We start from the raw sequence: 20,499 nt of genomic DNA, 5'->3' as shown, positions 1-20,499 counted from the left end.
ACGTATACCAAAAATAGCTCTTTAAGCTGGTTCGTTTTCTAGGTCACCCCGACAGCTCCAGTCTGTTACTTGTCCCTTCAATATAGAACGTTTTACTAACGGGAATCTAAAGGTTCGTTTTTTCGTCACTGAAAAAATGAACACCCACCTTGAGACGAAAATAGATCAGGAGAGGAAGGCGACTGAATCACACGGATCAAATGGGAAAGAAATGTGCACTTGAGCTAAATATTTTTACAGCTAATTTGCAATATTACTCTTATAAGTCATTGGCATTCAATCAATTAAAATTCTCGTGAGTACACGAAATTTAGCGACTTGATAAGTAAATATTCGGGTTTTTGAATCTTTATTCTTTAGTCTCGACCCTTCTTCGGTTTTTAACGATAACCTATTTAACTGTTGAGTTGTAAAATTAATTTTGAAAAGTTAGAAAAAATTAACCTAGTTACACCTTAATAATTAACTGGGGTAATGCAGATGGGAGCAGATGGCGCAGACATTTTAGGTGGTACCACCGTTAAAGAGAAGTGGAATCCCCTACCGCTCGACTTTCTACTGGAAGAATATTCGCTGGGAGACAAGCGGGTTCAGCTACTACTGGGAATCTGGATATTCCTGATCATAGTCAGTGTTGCGTCTGTTGTACTGCTTTCACCCCGCCAGGCATTTATGGGTGGCAGCGAACAGCAAGCCCTGTATACTTTCTTTATGATGTACCCGCCACTCTTGTTGGGTACGCTCATCATGTTTTGGATCGGATTTGAGTGGGGTTTTATCCCGGTATTTCTTTCGGCTTTTTTAATCGCGTATTCTTCATATATGCCTCTTGTCTGGGCCTTGCTCTTTGGGGGAGCCTTTATTCTGGGATTGGCCATTTTTGCTCTCTGTTACCACAGTATTTCGATCAGCCCTCGTCCCGATAACCTGAAAAGGCTCGCCTTTTTTACCACTGTGGCGTTTGTGGCTGCCCTGGCCAGTTCACTCGGCTCTTTTGTCTGGAGTCTTTATCACGATCTATCGGCTACGCAAACGTTTACTATCTGGCGGGGATGGTGGACCGGGACCTTCCTGCAATCGATGTTCCTGGTCGGACCCACGCTCTATGTTTGCACGCCTTCTATTGAGCGAGCCAAGGCTAACTTTTTCCAACTTCCTCAGACGGAGGTAACATTAAAGTGGATCTACACAGCAATTATGAGTGTAGTGGTGGTACTGACGCTATTTATTATCGGTGCAAACGTACTGGGATTCATGGGGATACAGCAGGAGTTGGCCGATCTTCCCAACCAGGTAGCACAAAACTTCAGAAGGGTTGCCGGCTCTTTTCAAATCATAACATGGATCTCCATCGGGCTCGTGATGGCAGTGGGAATGGGTGGAATTTATCTTGTAAGCAGGTGGAACAGTAACCTGGCCGGAAAGGTGGAGGAGCAGACGGAGCAATTGAAGGAAAGTGAAGCCTCGCTCCAGGAAGCGGTTGACCAGCGTGACCAACTCCTGAAGCAGGTTAACCACCGGGTGAAAGATAACCTGACAATGGTGCTGGCCCTGCTGGAACTTCAACTTAAAACGGGAGAACGGGAGCCGGTGGAAAAAATACTCAATGATTCCCATGCCCGGCTCCGCTCGCTGGCGGTTGTGTACGAGACCATGCACCAGTCAAATGCCGTTGATTGTGTGAATCTCAAGCAGTTCTGTATGAAGCTTTCCAACCGGCTGAATCATTCGTACAAACGGGAGGATCAAACCATCGATGTGCGTATTCACTCCGATGATATTGAAGTAATGATGGACCGGGCGGTGCCACTGGCAATGATCTTGAATGAGTTGTTGGTTAATTCATACGTCCATGCGTTTGCTGACCAGGAAAGCGGAACCATATTTGTAGAGATGACAAGGAAAAACGGGCAGATATCTGTAGCAGTAAGAGATAACGGTAAAGGGCTGCCGTCCGACTTTGATCCCGAAAAGCAACAAACCCTCGGCATGAAATTGGTTCTAACCCTTACCCGTCAGCTAAATGGTACATTTTTTGTGGATGAGACCGATAAAACGGGATTTAAGCTTATTACGCCTGCAGAATCAAAAGATTGACGCCTTGACTCTGATTTAGAGTTATTAAAAAACTGTGTCTTTTATCTCAACCTACCTGTCTCCAGGTGAGCTTCCATGACACAACCGATTATCTTGTATGTAAAGTCATCCTATTTCATATCTCACCGTTTGAATCAGGATGGGCTGGATTAAGGGATTAACGGGTTTTACAGGAGCAGAACATCCTGTTCATCCTCTGATCCCGTAAATCCCGGCTCTAATTTTGTTCGCCCCATATTCCCTCATCAACAAGGTCAGGCCGTCGCAGAGACTATGTGACGTCGTCGTTAAGGGTATATGACGCCGTCATTGTGATTCATTGACAATAGTCAGATAGGCTATTTGACTATCGTCATTCAGGCAATTTGACTATCGTCAAAAAAATACGAGCCCAGCAGATGCTTTAACCCAGGGCTCGTAGTAATAATGAGGCTGATCACTCCACTGTGAGTACGGGTTCGAAGAGCCCTGTACTCAGTTGATCATTTTCATACCGGGTATTGCGTACCTCAATCCGCCAGGGACCAGCTTCGAGGCTTTCAGGGATGCGCAGGGTCAGCGTCTTGGGCTCGTTGTCGCGGATTTGTTCCGCTTTTACCTCTGTGTTACTGTCCTGGCTGACGAAAAAGACACCTTCTTCCTCTAGGTTGTGTTGAATCTTCATGTAATCGCCGGTAATCTCCAGCACGTTGCCCGGGGTGAGAATCTCATCGTTGGTGCCACTGCCCCAATCATAGACGGTTTCAATTTCAGGGGTGATATCCCGTTCATCTACGATCTGAAGATCGATATCGCTGACGGCATCAGTGATGGAATCCTTAATCACCACATTGACCTGCACTTGGTGGCGGGCCGGGTCGAACCGGTCCTCCTCACTCTCGAACACGCCCCTGATACTGAAGCGGGTGCTTATATACTCATCGCGGTAGGCCTTACCTTGACGAATATAGCTGGCAATAGTGGACCAGTAGTTGTCGATGACCGCCTTCGTCTCTGTAGGTTTGAGGATGGAACCCGGTCCGGTGATCGCTTCGATCAGGTCATCAATAGAATGTACTGCGACGTCGACCGGGCGCGCAAGGCAGTCATCGGGATCGTCTTCACTGAACGTATTTTCATATAGACTATAGTGTAACATTGTCTCTAAATGGTTTTTAGTTGGATTTATTGTTGTACCGGAGATCGTTGCACTCTTGACCTCTCAATAGTAAGACCGCTTTCAAACTAAATCCTTACAAAAAATATAAGTGGCCCATATCAACCACAGACGTTGAATTAGATATGTCATTGCAAATTGAGTGGTATGGAAGGCTCCGTCGATAAGGCCAGAATGTGCGAGAAATGGAATCTTCATGCTATTTCATATCTCACGATTTGAACTAGGATGGGCTGGATTAAAGGATCTACAGGATTTCTTCTTATAAAAATTAATATCCTGCTCATCCTCTAATCCTGTAAATTCCGGTTCTAATTTTGTTCGCCCCGTTCACGTGCTTGAACCCTGCTGCTTTTCGAACTTATCTTGAGAAACGCTCAAAGCTATCAAAGAGCCTCATGTCGATTCAAGGAGTTTCCCTCCCTGATTAATTAGGGAGGAAACAAAGGTGGGTTAACAAAGGGCGATATTTTCTGACCAAGACAACCGGCAACTATAGTACCAATCACAAATTGAATGTTGATTTCTGATGGCTACCCATTGGGTGACCCTTCTTATTCTTTACAGGAACCACTTACACAAATAGAAAAAGGAGTCCCGGTCAAAGGACTCCTCATAGATTTAGCAATCTATAGCTTATGAACTAAAGGTCCGCCGTTAAAGGAATTAGACGGACAGGCTGACCGTAGCCAGCCTCTCCTTTTCAGGATATTCAGCAATCCAATAAGATTTCATTATGTCGCTTCACTTGATACGCAGTCAGTCCATAATCTTTCGCAAGAAAGCCGGCTGATCGGTATCGCTTTTATCAATTCGTTCCCGCCGGTTGTTCAGAAGAGTGTCACCTTCCTTTTTGTTTTCCTGGCGGTCTTCCTCCTCTTGCTCTTCCTGTTCTTTGTTTCCTGAGCTGTAATTAACCCCGTGCCGGGAAATGGCGGGAGAGTCCAATTTTTTGAGGTTCGATTCGCCCTTGTAAAATGGTTCGCCCGTGGGAGAGTAACCACTTCGACCGCTCATCGCCTGTCGCTTCGACTTCTCGAGCTTTTCAGGTGTATCTTTGGATTCTGCATCGTCCTTTTGTGCTGGTGCTGAAGGCTGGGTTTTGCCATCCTCATCCAGGTCAAAACCAGTGGCGATGACGGTAATTCGGAGTTCATCCTCCATCTCGTCATCAAGCACCGTACCGAGAATGATTTCGGCATCTTCGCCCGCTTCCTGCTGGATAATGCTGGTGGCGGTGTTGGTCTCCATCATTCCGAGGTTGGAACCTGCCGAGATGTTCACCAGTACGTTACGCGCCCCGCGAATGCTTACCCCGTCGAGCAGGGGAGAGTTGATCGCCTCGCGTGCTGCAATTTCGGCTCGGTCATCGCCTGTAGACGCCGCCGATCCCATAATGGCCGCCCCTCCATCAAGCATGGTGGTGCGGACGTCGGCAAAGTCAAGGTTGATGAGGCCGGGCATCAGGATCAGGTCGGAGATGCCACGGGTAGCATTGTAAAGCACCTCGTTGGCCTTGTCGAACGCCTCCATCAGCGTGGTGTTGGCGTCCGCAATTTCGAGCAGTTGCTCATTCGGTATTACGATAACGGTATCGCAGTTCTTTTTGAGCTCGCTGATACCCTCCGTGGCATAGCGCATCCGTTTGGGACCCTCGCACTCAAAAGGAGTGGTTACAATGGCTACCGTCAAAATGCCTTTGCGTTTGGCAATGCCGGATACTACGGGCGCACCCCCGGTTCCGGTACCGCCGCCCATTCCGGCTGTTACAAAAATCATGTCGGCCCCGTCGATGGCATCGTCAATTTCGTGACGGTTTTCCTCTACGGCTTCACGACCGATTTCAGGTCGCGCACCAGCGCCAAGTCCCCCGGTAAGGTTGGACCCGACCTGGATTGTGACATCCGCCAGGCTGTTTTTAAGGGCCTGGGCATCGGTGTTTAGTGCAATGTATTCGACACTGCTTAGACCCTTGTTGATCATGTTATTGACGGCATTTCCTCCACCGCCACCAACACCGATCACTTTGATCTTCGCAGAGTCCTGACCGTTCTCGTCAAAACTAAAGCGTGTGTTAAGATTAGACATAAGTTACTCCTTTATTAGATTGCTTATATTTCTCTGCTGATTATTTAGATTGCTGTTTTTATCGTTTTTGTCTTTTACTATTCTGGGTATACTAATCACCCAGTCACTCCGGGAAAGTGTTCGAAATGGAAGTTGCTCATCGAATGATGAGACAGATGATATTTTATTTTTCCAGTTCATTTTCTCAGAAACCTTCTCCTTAAGTACTCTTCATTCAATTTTAGATTCTATTTTCAGTCATCCTGAGCCATATATTGCACTCGATTTAATATCATCTCAGGATCTCATGTTATTTCATAAAGTGAAACGCGTTAGCGATTAAAAGCAGCCTAGGTGTCATCCTGAACTTGTTTCAGGATCTCGCAAAGCTTATATCGTTGATACGAGCTCTCAACTGATCAACGCTCAGTGCCATTTCGAGATCCCGGATCGAGGTCCGGGATGACACAGAGAGAATTTCGTTGTTACTGGCCATTTGATTATAACCGTTAAATACGTTTAGTGAATATTTTAATCTCTTTGCAGCGAAGCTCGCGGTACTACAATTCCTTGAACCAGCTCTTCATGCGTTCTGCAATGCGGTTCATTACTTTTTCCACGCTGGACCCTTTGGTGGATGAGGGAATGATCGCCTGGTTCATAGCACCGCTGCCGGTTTTGATGGCGTGCATTACAAGCCCGACGCCGGTGGCGTAAATGGGATTGTTCACTTCCTCAATGAGGCCGCCGCTGAGTCCCAGTGGCTTGCCAATTTTGGCGTCCATACCGAGCACTTCAGTTGCCAGGGGACACACATTCTTGATCAGTGAGCCGCCGCCGGTAAGTACTACACCGGCACTTAGCGAATCAGCATACCCACTGCGTTTAACCTCGATTGCCACGATCTCCAGTATCTCCTCCATCCGGGCCTGGATGATCTTCGCCAGGATGCTTTTGGTAATCTCTTTGGGCGGTCGGCCCGCAATGCCGGGCACGGTGATCGATTCTTCCTCTTCAATCATATCCACAAACGCCTCGCCGTGCTCACGTTTCAGTTTTTCACCTTGGTCGTCCAGTACGCTGAGCCCCACACGGATGTCATCGGTCACCTTTTTGCCCGCAATAGCGATGACCGCCGTATGTCGAATTGTGTTGTCCTGGAAAATGGCGACGTCGGTCGTGCCACCCCCGATATCCACCAGCACAACGCCCGCTTCCTTCTCCTCCTCATCCAGCACCGAGTAGGAGGAGGCAAGTGGTTCCAGGATGATGTCTGCCACTTCGTAACCGGCACGCTCCACACACCGGTAGATATTCTTGGCCGCGGAAACAAGACCGGTGATAATATGTACTTCGGCCTCCATCCGCATGCCGCTCATGCCCACCGGGTCGCTGATGCCGTCCTGGCCATCCACGACAAACTCCTGTGGAATTACATGGATAATCTGTTGGTCCGTCGGCAGCATAATGCGCTGGCAGTCTTCCAGCAGCCGCTCCACATCGTTGACCGTAATCTCGTTGTCTTTATTGTTTATGGTGATGACACCCTTGCTGCGCATACTGCGGATATGGTCTCCGGCAATACCCACGTTAACGGAGTTCACCTCAATACCCGAGGCCAGCTGGGCCTGCTCAATGGCACTTTGGATGGCATTGACCGTCTTGTCAATATTGACGACCACCCCCCGATTCAAGCCATCACTGGGTGATTTACCCACCCCGAGGATGTGAATTCGATCCTGGGGATCGATTGAGGCGACGATGGCACATACCTTGGTGGTTCCTATATCCAGACCGACAACAATTCTATCTTGTTCTTCCATGTCCATGTTATTACGGTTACTTCGCGTGCTGTTTGTAGTGTAATTTGTTTATTTCATTCATAGTTGGGAGGGAGTTGTACTCCCAACCCCAGTGTTGTTGTTAACTTTCGCGGGTCACAATCTGACCCTTAAATCGCAAATCAACAGTTCGCATTTTATCAATTCCTTTGGTCCGAACAACCTCTGAGTAAAAGGCTTTCCAGTTACGTAATTTTCGCCGGAATTTATCTTTGCCAAATACAAGCTTTACTCCATTCTCATGGCTGAGAGCTACAATACCCTCTTTTTTTGTCCATGCAATCTCACTAATTGTAGCATGATTAAAGGAGCTGCCATTTATTTCTTTCAAAAAGCTTTGGGTTTGTACCCAGGCGTCGGATTTAAGCGTATCACTCATGGGAGCTGTCTTAAAACCATACACAATCGGGACGTCAACCGATTTTTCCAGTTTTAAGGGGAGTCGAATGCCCTCTTCATCTACATAAATTTTTGCATCGCCGTCCGCCAGCATCGCAATGGGCCGCCGTTCCGTAACCTGAATCCTCAGGTCTCCACTGGGTTCCACATTTACCGCTGCCTGCTTCACATAGGGCAATGTTTCCAGCTGATTTATAATCGACATAAAGTCCACACTGTCAGGCGATACGCCCGTTGGGACGTTGGCTTTTCCGGCCAGTTCACCTTCAGTGATAAAATTATGACCAGAAAACTGGACATCCTGAATCACCACGGTCCGGTTCCAGTAGATACCGGCCAATATCGCCACACCCAACACAAACAGGGCTCCCATCAGCCACGGCATGGCATTGAAGCCCGAGGGCTCAGCTGGATTTTCGCTATGTGATTCCTTCTGTTCCGTCATTTTTAAAACTGTTTATTGTGGGAAGTCTAACCCCCTTCTCCAGCGCAATTTATTTATCTGTCATCGCGAGGAGCGTAGTTTTTTCCGCGACGCGGCGATCTCCCGTTTTTGGGAAAGCTCCATTCTTTCTGTTTATGATAAAACATTGCTTCTGGTTTACTTTACTTCTCATGTCAATTCATGTTTTCCAAGCCTGCTTCCAGGGTCTCAACAAACTGCTCGCCAAATTTGTAGATATCGCCGGCCCCCATCGTAATGACGATATCACCAGCTTTTACAATATCCTTGAGCCTGCCCGGCAGTTCGGTTTTATTTTCAACATAGTGCACTTTACGGTGTCCATATTCCCTGGCCGCATCCGCAATCAGTTTACCGGAAACGCCCTCAATCGGTTCCTCGCGGCTGGGGTAGACATCCGTAATGACACATACCTCTGCATCGAAGAAGGAGGACCCAAATTCTTTAAACAGGTCTTGAGTTCGTGAGTACAGGTGTGGCTGAAACACCGCCACAATTCGCCGGTCTTTCCACCCTTTTCGAGCTGCATTCAGTGTGGCCTGTACTTCCGTGGGATGGTGGGCATAATCATCAATCACCATCACATCGTCTTTTTCAGCCTTGAGCTGGAAGCGACGGAATACCCCTTCGAAGCGCTCCAGTCCGGACTTTATATGTTCAAAATTGATATCTAGCTCAAATCCCACTGAAACGGCCGCCAGCGCATTTTTGACGTTGTGTTCGCCTGGTGCTTTCAGGATGACTTCTCCAAGCTCTTCGTTTTCGTGCAACACCGTAAATGTCGTCTGGAAATGATCCATCTCGATATCAACGGCCCGAACCTCCGCCTGGGGAGTTAACCCATAAGTGAGCGTCCGTCGATCTATTTTGGGGATGATGCTCCGCACATTGGGATCATCCAGGCACAGCGTGACAGCCCCGTAAAACGGCACTTTGTTTGCAAATTCAACAAAGGCTTCCTTCACATCTTCCAGGTTGTCGTAAATGTCCAAGTGCTCGGCCTCGATGTTTGTAATTACAGCCAGCGAGGGGCGAAGTCGCAAAAAAGTACGATCAAACTCATCCGCCTCCACGACGATCACGTCACCGGTCCCGACCACCGCGTTTGTTTTGTCAAAGCTGTGCACTTTTCCTCCGACAATAATGGTGGGATCAAAACTTCCGTCTTGCACCACATGGCCGATCATGGTTGTGGTGGTGGTTTTACCGTGCGTGCCCGCCACCCCGACTCCATATTTCATCCGCATCAGTTCGGCCAGCATTTCGGCGCGTTTAATCACCGGGATGCCTTTTTCGAGTGCAGCTTTGGTCTCAATATTTTCTTCAGCTTTCACTGCGCTGGTGTACACCACAACGTCGGCACCCTCAATATTCTCCTCTTTGTGACCGATATGGACGGTGGCCCCGAGCTCTTTCAGGCGTTCGACAGTATCACTCATATTGGCGTCGGACCCGGTAACACGGTAGCCTTTTTGCAGCAGGATCTCTGCCATGCCGCTCATACCGATACCACCGATACCCACCATGTGAATCTGGCGGGTTCGCCCGAAAATGGGTTGTGTTTGTATGTTTTTCTTTTTGCTCATACTATCTTTTTCCATCAGCTATGTCACAAAGGCACACAAAGTTCTTTCTGTTAGTTTGTGATACCTTATTCTTCAAATTCTTTCTTTTTCTTCCGTCAGGTTTAAAATTACTTTTGCTATATCATTCGCCGCATCAGGCCGGGCCAGTTTCAGAGCCGCTTTCTGCATCTGTTTAAGTCTTTCTTGGTCATTGATTAATTTCTCGACCAGTGAAACCAGGGTATTGCTGAGTTCACTGTCTGTTACCAGCTCCGCAGCCCCCTCGTTAACCATCGACCGCGCATTTTTGGTCTGGTGATCCCCCGCAACATTTGGGGATGGCACTAGGATGCTCGGCTTGCCGGTCAGTGCCAGCTCCGAACAGGAGAGGGCACCGGCGCGACTCACGACGAGGTCAGCCACCGCGTATGCTTCATCCATATTTTTCAGGAAGTCCTTAAGCCTGATATTCGGCAGCTTTTCAAAATCAATGCGGCCCCGATACTTGTCGAAATAACTGCGTCCACATTGCCAGATCACCTGGAGGTTCAATGCATGGAGCCGCTCGACATTTGCCGCCATCGCTTCATTGATGGCACGGGCTCCACCACTGCCGCCCAGCACCAGCAGCGTTTTTTTCTGGGGATCAAAATTGAAAGATTCATACGATGCTTGTCTATCGGCTTCTACCAGCTCCGATCGGGTTGGATTGCCCGATACCCTGGTTTCCCCTTCAGGGAAATACTGGTCGGCATCCTTGAAAGCAGTAAATATCACTTCAGCACTTTTTGCCAGCATGCGGTTAGTTACGCCCGGGAAACTGTTCTGTTCCTGGATCACCAACGGAACACCCCGCTTGGTAGCCACCCAGCCTACCGGTCCTGCTACATAGCCGCCACAGGAAACCACGATATCTGGTTTGAATGTGCTGATTATGCTAAAACTTTGTGCAATACTTGTGGCCAGCTTGACCGGGAACAGCAGGTTTTTAAGGGTTAATCGCCGGTGAAAACCGCTTATCCAGATGCTTTTGATGTCATACCCCGCTTCCGGGACAGCGTGCCATTCCATATGGTTTTCAGTACCTACAAACAGGATTTCCGTCTCAGCACATTCCTCTCTCAAGGCATCGGCAATAGCGATGGCAGGATAGACGTGGCCGCCCGTACCTCCGGCCGCTATGAGTACACGTGGCTTACCCATAGCAGCGGAGGTCGGTCCGACCGTCGATGATATGTCCTTTTGTTCGCTATGCATAAAACATTTTCTTTCGCTTTCTGTCGTGCTTGGAAATATTCATCAGGATACCCACCATGAGGCCCGCGAACAGCATGCTGGAGCCGCCGTAACTGACAAACGGCATCGGCAGCCCAGTGACGGGCAGCAGGCCATTGGCGACACCAGCATTAATAAATCCATAGAGTGCGATGTTCAACGTGCAGCCGACGGCAAGGAATGTGCCGAGTGTATCGACGGCATTCTTTGCAATGACTGCAATCCCTCGCAGCAGGATTGTGGTAAACAGCAGAATCAGCGCCATGGAGCCCAGCATGCCGTACTCCTCAGCGATGATTGCAAAAATAAAATCGTTATAAGGGGCGGGAAGGAAATCGCGTTGCGTACTCTTTCCCATGCCCACGCCAAAGATATTACCCTGCGCGATGGCAATCTGTGCCTGCTGGGCCTGGTACCCGTCTTCCACATTGAATTTGTCGCTTTTGATATCCGTAATCTGGTCTACATAGTGGTTCAAGCGACTCTGACGCTCCGGTGACTGCATAATCAGCAGGCTTGCTCCCAGCACCCCGATCAATACCAGTCCGCCAAGCTGTATGGTGCTGATTCGTCCCACAAACATCATCAGCAAGCACATCATCATGAGAAGTCCAGCGGTACTAAAATCTTCGAGCCCGATCAACCCACAGGTTATGATCACCCAAAACATGATCGGGAGGAAGGCGCGTTTGAAATCTTTTATGTACTCCTGCTTTTCATCCAGCAGAACAGCAACATGGATCAGCAACGCCACGGAAGCGAAACTGGCTGGCTGGAAGGAATAACCCCCGATAAACAACCAGCGTCGGGCACCAAATAACTCGGTTCCAAATACCATCGTTGCCAGCAGCAACAGCCAGCTGACGATCATTCCAAACCGACTCAGCTTGGCAATGTTGTGGTAGTTGATCTTGGATATAATCAGCATCACAAGAAAGGCGATTCCCAGCTTCATGGTGTGGCCGATAACCAGGCTGCCTGCGGAAGTGCCGTTACTCTCGGCGAAATAGACGATCGACGAATACACCGCCAGCACCCCGAAAACCATCAGGACAATGACGGAGACCAGCAACGGCCGGTCACTGGCCTGCTTGCCGGAGTCGATCTCTTCCGGGCCGCCGCCCATAATCGATTTAATGTTGTTATTTGGTGTCGTGTATATCATTATCAGCTATCAGCTATCAGCTATCTGCCGTCAAACTTGAGTTTTGACGGCGGATGTTTTATAAATCATTTACTGCTTTTTTAAATACTTCACCTCGGTGTTCATAATTTTCGAACATGTCGAACGAGGAGCATGCGGGACTCAGCATCACGATTTCACCTCGTTTTGCATAATTACGACCAATTTTCACGGCCTCTGGCATAGTATCTGCTTTCTGAAAATTGGGTACAACGGTACTAAGCTGCTCTTCAATTTTTTGCTGTGCTTCGCCAATCGCCACTATGGTGTGGACCTTTTCGCGAACCTGTTTAATCAGTTCCGTGTAGTCGTTCCCTTTGTCTCGTCCGCCCAGGATCAGCACCATTGGCATTTCATAGCTATCCAGGGCGTACCAAACAGCGTTGATGTTGGTAGCTTTGCTGTCATTAATGTATTTGACACCGTCAATAGTGCGAACAAGTTCTAGGCGATGCTCAACACCTTCGAAAGTCATGAGACTCTCGCGGATAATATCGCTCTTTATCTCTGAGGCACGAGCAGCGAGCACGGTTGCCAGGCCATTATTCAGGTTATGCTTACCTCTGAGTCCAATTTTACTGATCGGCATAAGCACTTCCTCCTTGTCATTGAGTTTCAAAATGATTTTTCCCGCCCTCACAAAAGCACCTTCCGGAACCTTATTCTCACTTGAAAAGGCAAGAAGTCGCGGCGCATTTTCTTTGTATTTGAGAATTTCTACATGCTCCCGAACAATCGGATCGTCATAGTGATAAATAAACCAATCGTCGGCAGTCTGGTTTTCCGTAATGCGAAACTTTGACTGCGCGTATTTCTCAATACTGTTTTGGTAACGATCCAGGTGATCCGGCGTAATATTCAGGATTAAACTAACATGTGGATGAAACTGGTCAATATGATCGAGCTGAAAACTGCTCACTTCCAGGATCACATCTTGCTGGTCCTCGGTCCCTCCAACCTGGTTCGAAAAAGCTTGCCCGATATTGCCAGCCACAACTGCCTTCTTTTGTGATAACTTCCACGTGTGGCCCAGCCAGCTTGTGACGGTTGTTTTGCCGTTGCTGCCTGTGACTGCTACAATCGGGGTCTTGTTAAACCAGCTTGCTACTTCCAGTTCCGAGTACACCTTTTTCCCTGCTGCCAGGTATTCCTGCACCAGCGGAGCTTCCGTTGGTACGCCGGGACTCAAAACAGCAAATTCAGCATCTCGAGCCCGGTTGGTATGCCCGTTTTCCTCGTATTGGATGCCGAGTGCCTCAAAATGTTGCCGGGTTTCTTCCGAAAGCTGATTCTTTTCTGTAACAAAAACCTGTGCTCCCTTTTTGTGAAGCAGAGAAGCTACGGCCATCCCACTCCGGGCGGCACCAATTACCACGATATGTCGGTCTTTAACTTCTCTCATCGCAATTTCAGTGTTAGCAGACTTAGAATTCCAAGGAGTACGGCGATAATCCAGAACCGGACGACGATTTTGGATTCAGGCCATCCTTTTTTCTCAAAGTGATGGTGTATTGGCGTCATAAGAAATACCCGTCGACCCTCACCATATTTTCTTCGCGTATATTTGAACCAGAGGGTCTGGACAATAACCGAAAGTGTTTCAACAAAAAATATTCCGCAAATAATGGGCAACAGCAGTTCCTTGTGTAGCATCAATGCCAATGCGCCAAACGCACCACCCAGTGCCAGTGAACCGGTATCCCCCATAAACACAGAGGCTGGATGGGTGTTGTACCACAGGAAGCCCATGCAAGCACCGACCAGTGAGGCGCAGAAGATGGTCAACTCCCCGGCTCCCGGCAGGTAAATTATATCCAGGAAATTGGAGAAGTCGGTTCTTCCGGATACGTAAGCAAAAATTCCGAGTATCAGGCCTGCAATGGCGGAGGTGCCGGCTGCCAATCCATCGAGTCCATCGGTCAGGTTGGTAGCATTACTGACTGCGGTAACCACAAAAATGACAACTGGAATGTAGATGACCCAGCCCAGGGCCTCACCGAAGATGGCATAATCGATGTTCACATACTTTAAAAAGGGTACTGTCGAAAGCGTATTAAATTCTGAAAAATCCGGATAGAAATAGAGCACCGCACCAAGGGCCAATCCCACTACCACTTGACCCGCCAGCTTGAATTTGCTGTGTAATCCTGATTTATCTTTTTGCACGACCTTAATGTAATCATCTATAAAGCCTACAATTCCCAGAAGCAGTGTTACCAAAATAATCATCCAGGTATAAACGCTGTCCATCTCCATCCAGAGCAGGGCCGGTATTAACACGGCCAGCAGAATAATTACGCCGCCCATGGTGGGGGTGTGTGCCTTGCTGAGGTGGCTGTCCAGCCCGATATCGTCACGGATAACCTCTCGCAGCTGCATTCGCTCCAGCCAGTGGATAATACTTCTTCCTATCAGCAGGCTGATGAACAGGGCCATTGCCGCAGCCACGGCACTCCGGGTCGTAATAAACTGAAATGCACTAAACCCGGGCGGTTGATAGTTGACTTCCAGCCATTGAATGAGTTCGTACAACATCAGGCCACCTCCCCGGAATTTTGGGTTCCGATTTTTTGGGTCAGTGCCTGGCGTGCTATCTCACGGTCATCAAAGTCGTAACGCTTATCGCCGATTTCCTGGTACGTTTCATGGCCCTTGCCTGCGATGAGAATGATGGTGTCATCGCTTGCTTCTGCAATAGTTTTAAGGATGGCCTGCTTGCGATCCGTAACTCTTCTGGCAAGCTTTTGGTCAGCGAATCCGTCCATAATGTCGTCGATAATGGCATCTGGATTTTCACTACGCGGATTGTCGGACGTAACTGTTACCTGATCGGCAAAACGTTCTGCAATCGCTGCCATTTTTGGTCGCTTGGTCTTGTCGCGGTCTCCTCCACAGCCAAACACCACATGCAGCTTTTGATCTTTCTTCTTTAAATTTTTCAGCGTGCTGAGCACGTTTTCCAGTGCATCGGGCGTGTGGGCATAATCCACCAGGACTAACGGTTGTTTGGCGTCAGTTTGTGCTTGTACGCGTTCCAGTCGGCCTTCGGCACCCGTTGCTTGGCTAAGTGCCTTTGCAATCTGTTGTTCTTTGTAATCCAGTTCTCGGCAAATCAAGAATGCCAGTGCTACGTTATAGGCGTTAAACTTCCCAACCAGGGGGCTGCTGAAGCGTACCCCGTTAATCTCAATAGTAATTCCTTCTGAACTGCTGGCCAGAAAAAGGCAGGAGGCATCGAGTTTTTCAGAAAAACTGAACCTGATTTTCTTAGCTTTACAATCTTTCAGCATAAGTTCAGCATTCGGATCGTCACCATTGACAACTGCGGTTGCGTCCGGAGCAAGACTATCAAAAAGTTTCTTCTTGGCAGCAGCATACTCGTCCAGCGACTCGTGGTAGTCCAGGTGATCGTGGCTTAAATTGGTGAACCCGGCAATTTCAAAATTCAGTCCCGCTACCCGCTGTTGATCAAGGGCGTGTGATGAAACCTCCATCACCAAGTGAGATGACTTTGCAGCAACCATTCGCCGCATGTCGCGTGCAAGTTCAATGGGATCGGAAGTGGTAAGCAGGCTGTCCAGCAGTTCATCTTCAATTCGTTTTCCAACCGTTCCCAGTAGGGAGGGGCGTGCCCCCAGCTTTTTTAACGCTTGGTAAATCAGGCTGGTTACAGTTGTTTTTCCGTTGGTACCTGTTACTCCAATCAGAGTCAATTTTTTGCCGGGGTATCCCTGGAATGCCTGGGCCAAAGGACCTACAAGAGTGCGGGTGTCTTCGACCTCAAGAACACAGACATCTGCTTTTTCGGTGTAGTAGGCATCCTCGCAAATGATGATGGAAGCACCGCGGGAAATGGCGTTTTCAATGAACATGTGGCCGTCAACCTGGGTGCCACGCACCGCAATAAAGACAGACCCCTCGCTTACCTCACGCGAATCTTGCGTAAGATCGCCGATATCTACAGGATGCTCCCCGTAGACATCAAGCGGCTGGCAAAGTTCTATAAGTTCATTAAATGTCATTTCTGTTGGTTACCTGCCTACTAGTGTTTCCAGTGATTTGGATTTACCCCGAACGGTGATTGTTCTTCCTTTTTTCATCAGGTCTCCGGCCCTGGGAAACTGTGTGTAGATGGTTCCTGAGCCAATGAATTTTATTTCAAACCCCCGACTGTTTACCAGCATAGCGGCGCGACGCATATCCATGCCACCTAAATCGGGAATGCGAGAATATCCTTCTGGGATGTTTGTATCCGAACTGTCGCTTGGGGTTTCTGAAACTTTCAGGGTGACCCTGCCTTCTTCTTTTAACGCGGTACCGGGACCGGGAGTCTGCCCGGTAATCCATTGTCCGGACCCGTTCAGTGTGTAACTTATTTTTTGCGAAGCAAGCAGCGCACGGGCTTCCCCAAGTTCCATTTGTCTAACATCCGGGATGTGAACCAGTGGCTCTTGCATTGGTTCAGTATCTTCAAAGCTTCTCTGGATCTCTTTGTCTAGTCCTGCGATCCGTATGGCGGTTTGTTTGAAAATGACACCAGCCGTGTACCCACCGTAGATGCTGGTTTGTGGTTCATCCAGTACAACCAACGCCACATATTTTGGATTGTCAGCAGGGAAAAATCCTACAAAGGAGGCGCGGTATGCCGTGCGATAGCGTCCATCAATAAATTTTTGAGCGGTTCCTGTTTTGCCGGCTATTTCAAGTCCATCGACTTGTGCCCACTGGGCGGTACCTGAGTCTGACACCACATCTTTGAAGACGGGTTGAAGCTTGTTCAATGTTTCCTCATCGGCAATTTCCCTTACTTTAACAGGACGTCTTTCTTCGACAATATTTTCTTCACCATCAGTTATTTTCTTAACGATATGCGGACGCATCATGTATCCGTCATTCGCAAAGGCGGCATACGCCTGTAAAAGCTGGATGGGGGTAACCTGAACTTCGTAGCCAATTGCCATCCATGGGAGTGTCACCTGGCTCCATTCATATGGTTTCTGCAATCGACCGGACTCTTCATTGGGCAGATCGATGTTCGTGGGCGTGCCAAACCCCATGTTGCGGGCATACTGGTAAAACACGTTGGGGGAGAGCCGCATGGCGATCTCAGCCGTTGCAATATTGGAAGACTGCTCGAACACCTGGTCGAGCCGAAGCGTACCCAGCGGATCATGGTCACGCATCATTTGGCCGTGAATCAGCTTTGTACCGTCTTCCGGTGTCTCAAAAATTTCATCAAAGCTGACAACATCCTGTTCTACCGAGGCAATGGCCGTAACCAGTTTAAAAGTAGAGCCGGGCTCAATCATATCCGAAATCGCATAATTCCTGCGGTTTTCATTTTTCAATGAGGCAGGCTTGTTCGGGTCGAATGTGGGAAAATTTGCCATCGCTTTAATGGCTCCCGTGCGTGGGTCCATAACGATGGCGGAACCGTAGTTGGATTTGGTACGATCGATCCCGGCTTTAAGTTCTTCTTCAAGAATGGCCTGGATGTGAGAGTCGATAGTGGTGTGCAGGGAGTGTCCCTGTTCCGGCTGCTTGCGCGGGGCGCCGACGTAGGCAAAGATTCCCCCGCTGCGGTTGCGCCGTACCTGCTGCTGGCCATCTTCTCCTTTCAGGTGGTCATTGAATTGGTGCTCCAGACCTATTACACCTTTAGATTCATGGTTTACAAACCCCAGCGCGTGAGCGGCAAGCGTTCCGAAATTGTATCGTCGCTGGTAGCTCTCTTCCAGGATCAACGCCCTGATATCCAATGCCTTGAGTTCAAGATAGGCGTCGGTACTTAGATTTTGTGCCAGTACCACATAGCGTGACCGAGAGGGGGCATTATTGATTTTTTGATGAAAATAAGTCGAATTTCGGTTTGTATGTTTGGCCAGCGTCTGGCAGGCTTCGGTTATTTGTTCGCGCGTAAGATCTTTCAGCTTGGGATCAATTGCTGCCTTGTAGACTACGGAGTTTGTTGCCAGCAGGGTACCGTCATTATCATAGATATTTCCTCGCTGGGCGGGGATGGAGATATAGTCGATCGCCTGCTCATTCCAAAGATCGCGTAGTTCATCCCCCTCAATAAAATTGATTCGGAAGAGCTGAAACCCGATAGCACAAGGCACGAGTAACAGCAAGCCGAAGAGGGCAAATAGCCGACCTGTTATGGCAGAACGTTCATCTGTCATCTAATCCCCCTCTACAATTATAACCTGATCAGCTGGACCACCATTAATGAAGCCCTGGTTTTTGGCTTTTTCATAAATTTCTTTGGGACCAATCATGCGGTCGTAAGTGAGCCGGTAATCTTCGTGCTGGCGTTTTGCTTTCTGGTATTGATTCTCCAGCTGTTGTACCTCAGCCAGGAGCTGCTGCGTGGCAAATATGTGGTTAAGATACAGCACACCCAACGCCCCGATAACTATGGCTCCAACAATTAGTTTCCAGGCTGCTACAGAAGGTAGGGAAAACTTCTTTTTTTCTTCCTTACGCTGGGTTCCATACACAACCCGTCCATTACCAGTGGAATTAAATCCATTAGGAGATTTGGGTCGATTCCGCCCCTGTTTGGCTTCAGGTCGCTTGTTAGGGCGTGCTTGTTTGTTTTGTTTTTCTTTTAAAGGAGTTTTAACCAGCATTGTTGACCTCTCTTTTTTCTTTTATTTCGGCAACGCGCATCTTGGCACTTCGTGCGGCGGGATTGCGTTCGACTTCTTCCTGTGTGGGAGTAATGATGCCATCTGATATTTCTTTTATGGGAGACAAATCGTTGCCGTAAAAGTCTTTCTCAATTTTTCCTTCAAAATTACCTGCTTTAAAAAATCGCTTCACCAGTCGGTCTTCCAGCGAGTGGTAGGAGATCGCCACGACGCGCCCTTTGGGTTTCAACAGCTCCAGGGATTGCTTCAGCACATTACGGAGCATATCCAGCTCCCGGTTCACTTCAATGCGAATGCCCTGAAACACACGTGCGAGGCTTTTTACCTGGTATTTTTCCGGCACCAGCTTCTCCACTATTTCCCTGAGCTGCAGGGTCGTTTCCACCGGCCGTGCCTCGATAATGGCCCGTGCTATTTCCCGGCTTTTGCGCTCTTCACCATAGTGAAAAATCACATCGCGGAGTTCTTTATATGGGTATTCGTTAACCACTTCGTAGGCCGTAACGCCTCGAAGATTGCCCATCCGCATATCCAGCGGACCTTCTTCCTGGAAACTGAAACCTCGTTCTGCTTCTGTAATTTGATGCGTGGAGACACCTAAGTCGAGCAATAGCCCTGATATTTTACCTCTCAAATCTGGAGTAATCAGCCGCTCCAGGTAACCGAAATTTCCTTTTATAGCATTAAAACGGTGATCGCTGCCAAGCCGTCTGCCGGCTGCCTCCAGTGCTTCGTCATCCTGGTCGATACCGAACAGAGAGCCCTCTTCGTCCAGACGGGATAAAATTTCCTCACTATGGCCGCCCCCGCCCAGCGTAGCATCGATATAGATTCCGCTGGGGTCTGTAACCAGATGAGACACCGCCTCCTCAAGTAACACCGGCTGGTGCTCATAATATGGTTCGTTATCATGTTGTTCATGTGTTGTCATTGATGTCGCCATTGCCCATCACATGCTCAAAAAGTTCTTGGTACATTTCGTCTGATATCTGGGAATCTTCTGCGGCAAGTTTTTCAGGCGACCATACTTCGACGTATTCAACACTGCCGATAAATATCGCCTTGTCTTTAATGCCGGCATATTCCATAAGCTGTGAAGGGAGAGCAATGCGATTTTGGTTATCCAGGGAAACGTCCTCTGCATAACGCAACAAATGTCGCTTTACAGTACGCCCCTTTTCGGAAAAACTATTTATTTTTGATAACCTTTGTTCCAATACCTGCCACTCATCCGCAGGATACAGTTGCAGGCAGGGGTCTACACCACGTAACACGGTAAATCGCTCCTGGGCCTCGGGGGTCAGGCTTTTGCGTAGTTTAGCCGGGAAGCTTACGCGACCTTTGCTATCTACGCTATGTTCGTATTGACCTTTAAATGTTGGCACGAAGCCCCCAGGGAATTAAGCGATTAACTCGGTTAATATGTATAAAGTGGAGGTCTCCCACATTCTACCACTTCAACCCACAATTTACCCTAAATGCCTTGAATATGTCAAGGGATTTCCCTGAAAATAGATATTATTTTATACAAGGCTATAAAATTAACCTCACTGAAAGGAGCAAATATGCCTTTATAGCTTTAGAAACGTCATTATGGATGGAGTTTCAAAAATTAGGATCAAAATGGGAGAAAGTGGGGAGGAGTGTGGTAGGAAGTGGGAGAGAATATGTTGGAAAGTGGAGTTTTTGTCTAAAATCCTGTCAAATGATTAGAATAGATCCCTGAAGTAGTTTTAAATCTGCTGGTTTCCCGTTTAATACAAAAAGTAACTGAGATCAAAACATGTGTATCCCGGCAAC

15 protein-coding genes are annotated in these 20,499 nt (G+C 48.3%); 1 reads left to right on the top strand and 14 read right to left on the bottom strand.

The genetic code is table 11. The features are described 5' to 3' along the window. The first annotated feature begins 474 nt into the window (after positions 1-474). The gene (locus NC796_RS22445; RefSeq protein WP_310687968.1) at positions 475-2,097 is read left to right on the top strand and encodes a sensor histidine kinase; all 1,623 of its coding nucleotides are present in this window, start codon (positions 475-477) and stop codon (positions 2,095-2,097) included. Between the two features lie 436 nt (positions 2,098-2,533). Here NC796_RS22445 and NC796_RS22440 read toward each other — a convergent pair whose 3' ends face one another. From NC796_RS22440 to mraZ, 14 genes are all read right to left on the bottom strand, one after another. After that, positions 2,534-3,235 (bottom strand): DNA-binding domain-containing protein, encoded by a 702-nt coding sequence (locus NC796_RS22440; protein ID WP_310687966.1) that lies wholly within the window; start codon positions 3,233-3,235, stop codon positions 2,534-2,536. A gap of 777 nt (positions 3,236-4,012) precedes the next feature. Next, on the bottom strand, positions 4,013-5,341 hold the full coding sequence (gene ftsZ, locus NC796_RS22435) for a cell division protein FtsZ (RefSeq protein ID WP_310687964.1): 1,329 nt from the start codon (positions 5,339-5,341) through the stop codon (positions 4,013-4,015). 539 nt (positions 5,342-5,880) lie between these two features. Beyond that, a complete protein-coding gene (gene ftsA, locus NC796_RS22430) occupies positions 5,881-7,143 on the bottom strand; it encodes a cell division protein FtsA (protein ID WP_310687961.1) in 1,263 nt (420 codons plus the stop codon). 100 nt (positions 7,144-7,243) lie between these two features. After that, positions 7,244-8,005: a cell division protein FtsQ/DivIB gene (locus NC796_RS22425; protein WP_310687960.1), complete on the bottom strand. Its 762-nt coding sequence runs from the start codon at positions 8,003-8,005 to the stop codon at positions 7,244-7,246. Between the two features lie 173 nt (positions 8,006-8,178). Further along, entirely contained in the window at positions 8,179-9,609 is a 1,431-nt protein-coding gene (murC, locus tag NC796_RS22420) for a UDP-N-acetylmuramate--L-alanine ligase (protein WP_310687958.1), read from the bottom strand. Between the two features lie 72 nt (positions 9,610-9,681). Continuing rightward, a complete protein-coding gene (murG, locus tag NC796_RS22415) occupies positions 9,682-10,845 on the bottom strand; it encodes an undecaprenyldiphospho-muramoylpentapeptide beta-N-acetylglucosaminyltransferase (RefSeq protein WP_310687956.1) in 1,164 nt (387 codons plus the stop codon). After that, entirely contained in the window at positions 10,838-12,028 is a 1,191-nt protein-coding gene (locus NC796_RS22410) for an FtsW/RodA/SpoVE family cell cycle protein (protein WP_310687951.1), read from the bottom strand. The genes murG and NC796_RS22410 overlap by 8 nt, the downstream gene beginning before the upstream one ends. 58 nt (positions 12,029-12,086) lie before the next feature. Next, on the bottom strand, positions 12,087-13,448 hold the full coding sequence (gene murD / locus NC796_RS22405; protein ID WP_310687949.1) for a UDP-N-acetylmuramoyl-L-alanine--D-glutamate ligase: 1,362 nt from the start codon (positions 13,446-13,448) through the stop codon (positions 12,087-12,089). Beyond that, positions 13,445-14,581 (bottom strand): phospho-N-acetylmuramoyl-pentapeptide-transferase, encoded by a 1,137-nt coding sequence (gene mraY / locus NC796_RS22400; RefSeq protein ID WP_310687947.1) that lies wholly within the window; start codon positions 14,579-14,581, stop codon positions 13,445-13,447. The genes murD and mraY overlap by 4 nt, the downstream gene beginning before the upstream one ends. After that, on the bottom strand, positions 14,581-16,068 hold the full coding sequence (locus NC796_RS22395; protein WP_310687946.1) for a UDP-N-acetylmuramoyl-L-alanyl-D-glutamate--2,6-diaminopimelate ligase: 1,488 nt from the start codon (positions 16,066-16,068) through the stop codon (positions 14,581-14,583). Before NC796_RS22395 ends, mraY begins: the two co-directional genes overlap by 1 nt. A 9-nt stretch (positions 16,069-16,077) precedes the next feature. Then, entirely contained in the window at positions 16,078-18,228 is a 2,151-nt protein-coding gene (locus NC796_RS22390; protein WP_310687944.1) for a penicillin-binding transpeptidase domain-containing protein, read from the bottom strand. Continuing rightward, a complete protein-coding gene (locus NC796_RS22385) occupies positions 18,229-18,678 on the bottom strand; it encodes a hypothetical protein (RefSeq protein WP_310687942.1) in 450 nt (149 codons plus the stop codon). It lies immediately after the preceding gene. Beyond that, complete coding sequence (gene rsmH, locus NC796_RS22380) at positions 18,668-19,630, bottom strand: 16S rRNA (cytosine(1402)-N(4))-methyltransferase RsmH (protein ID WP_310687939.1); 963 nt, start codon at positions 19,628-19,630, stop codon at positions 18,668-18,670. Before rsmH ends, NC796_RS22385 begins: the two co-directional genes overlap by 11 nt. Then, entirely contained in the window at positions 19,617-20,084 is a 468-nt protein-coding gene (gene mraZ / locus NC796_RS22375) for a division/cell wall cluster transcriptional repressor MraZ (protein WP_310687937.1), read from the bottom strand. Before mraZ ends, rsmH begins: the two co-directional genes overlap by 14 nt. Positions 20,085-20,499: the final 415 nt, after the last annotated feature.

The sequence above is a fragment of the Aliifodinibius sp. S!AR15-10 genome (assembly GCF_031569985.1).
GTDB lineage: Bacteria > Bacteroidota > Rhodothermia > Balneolales > Balneolaceae > JAMQKA01.
Note: the sequence above shows the minus strand (reverse complement) of the source record. Positions and strands in the feature narration are given on the sequence as shown.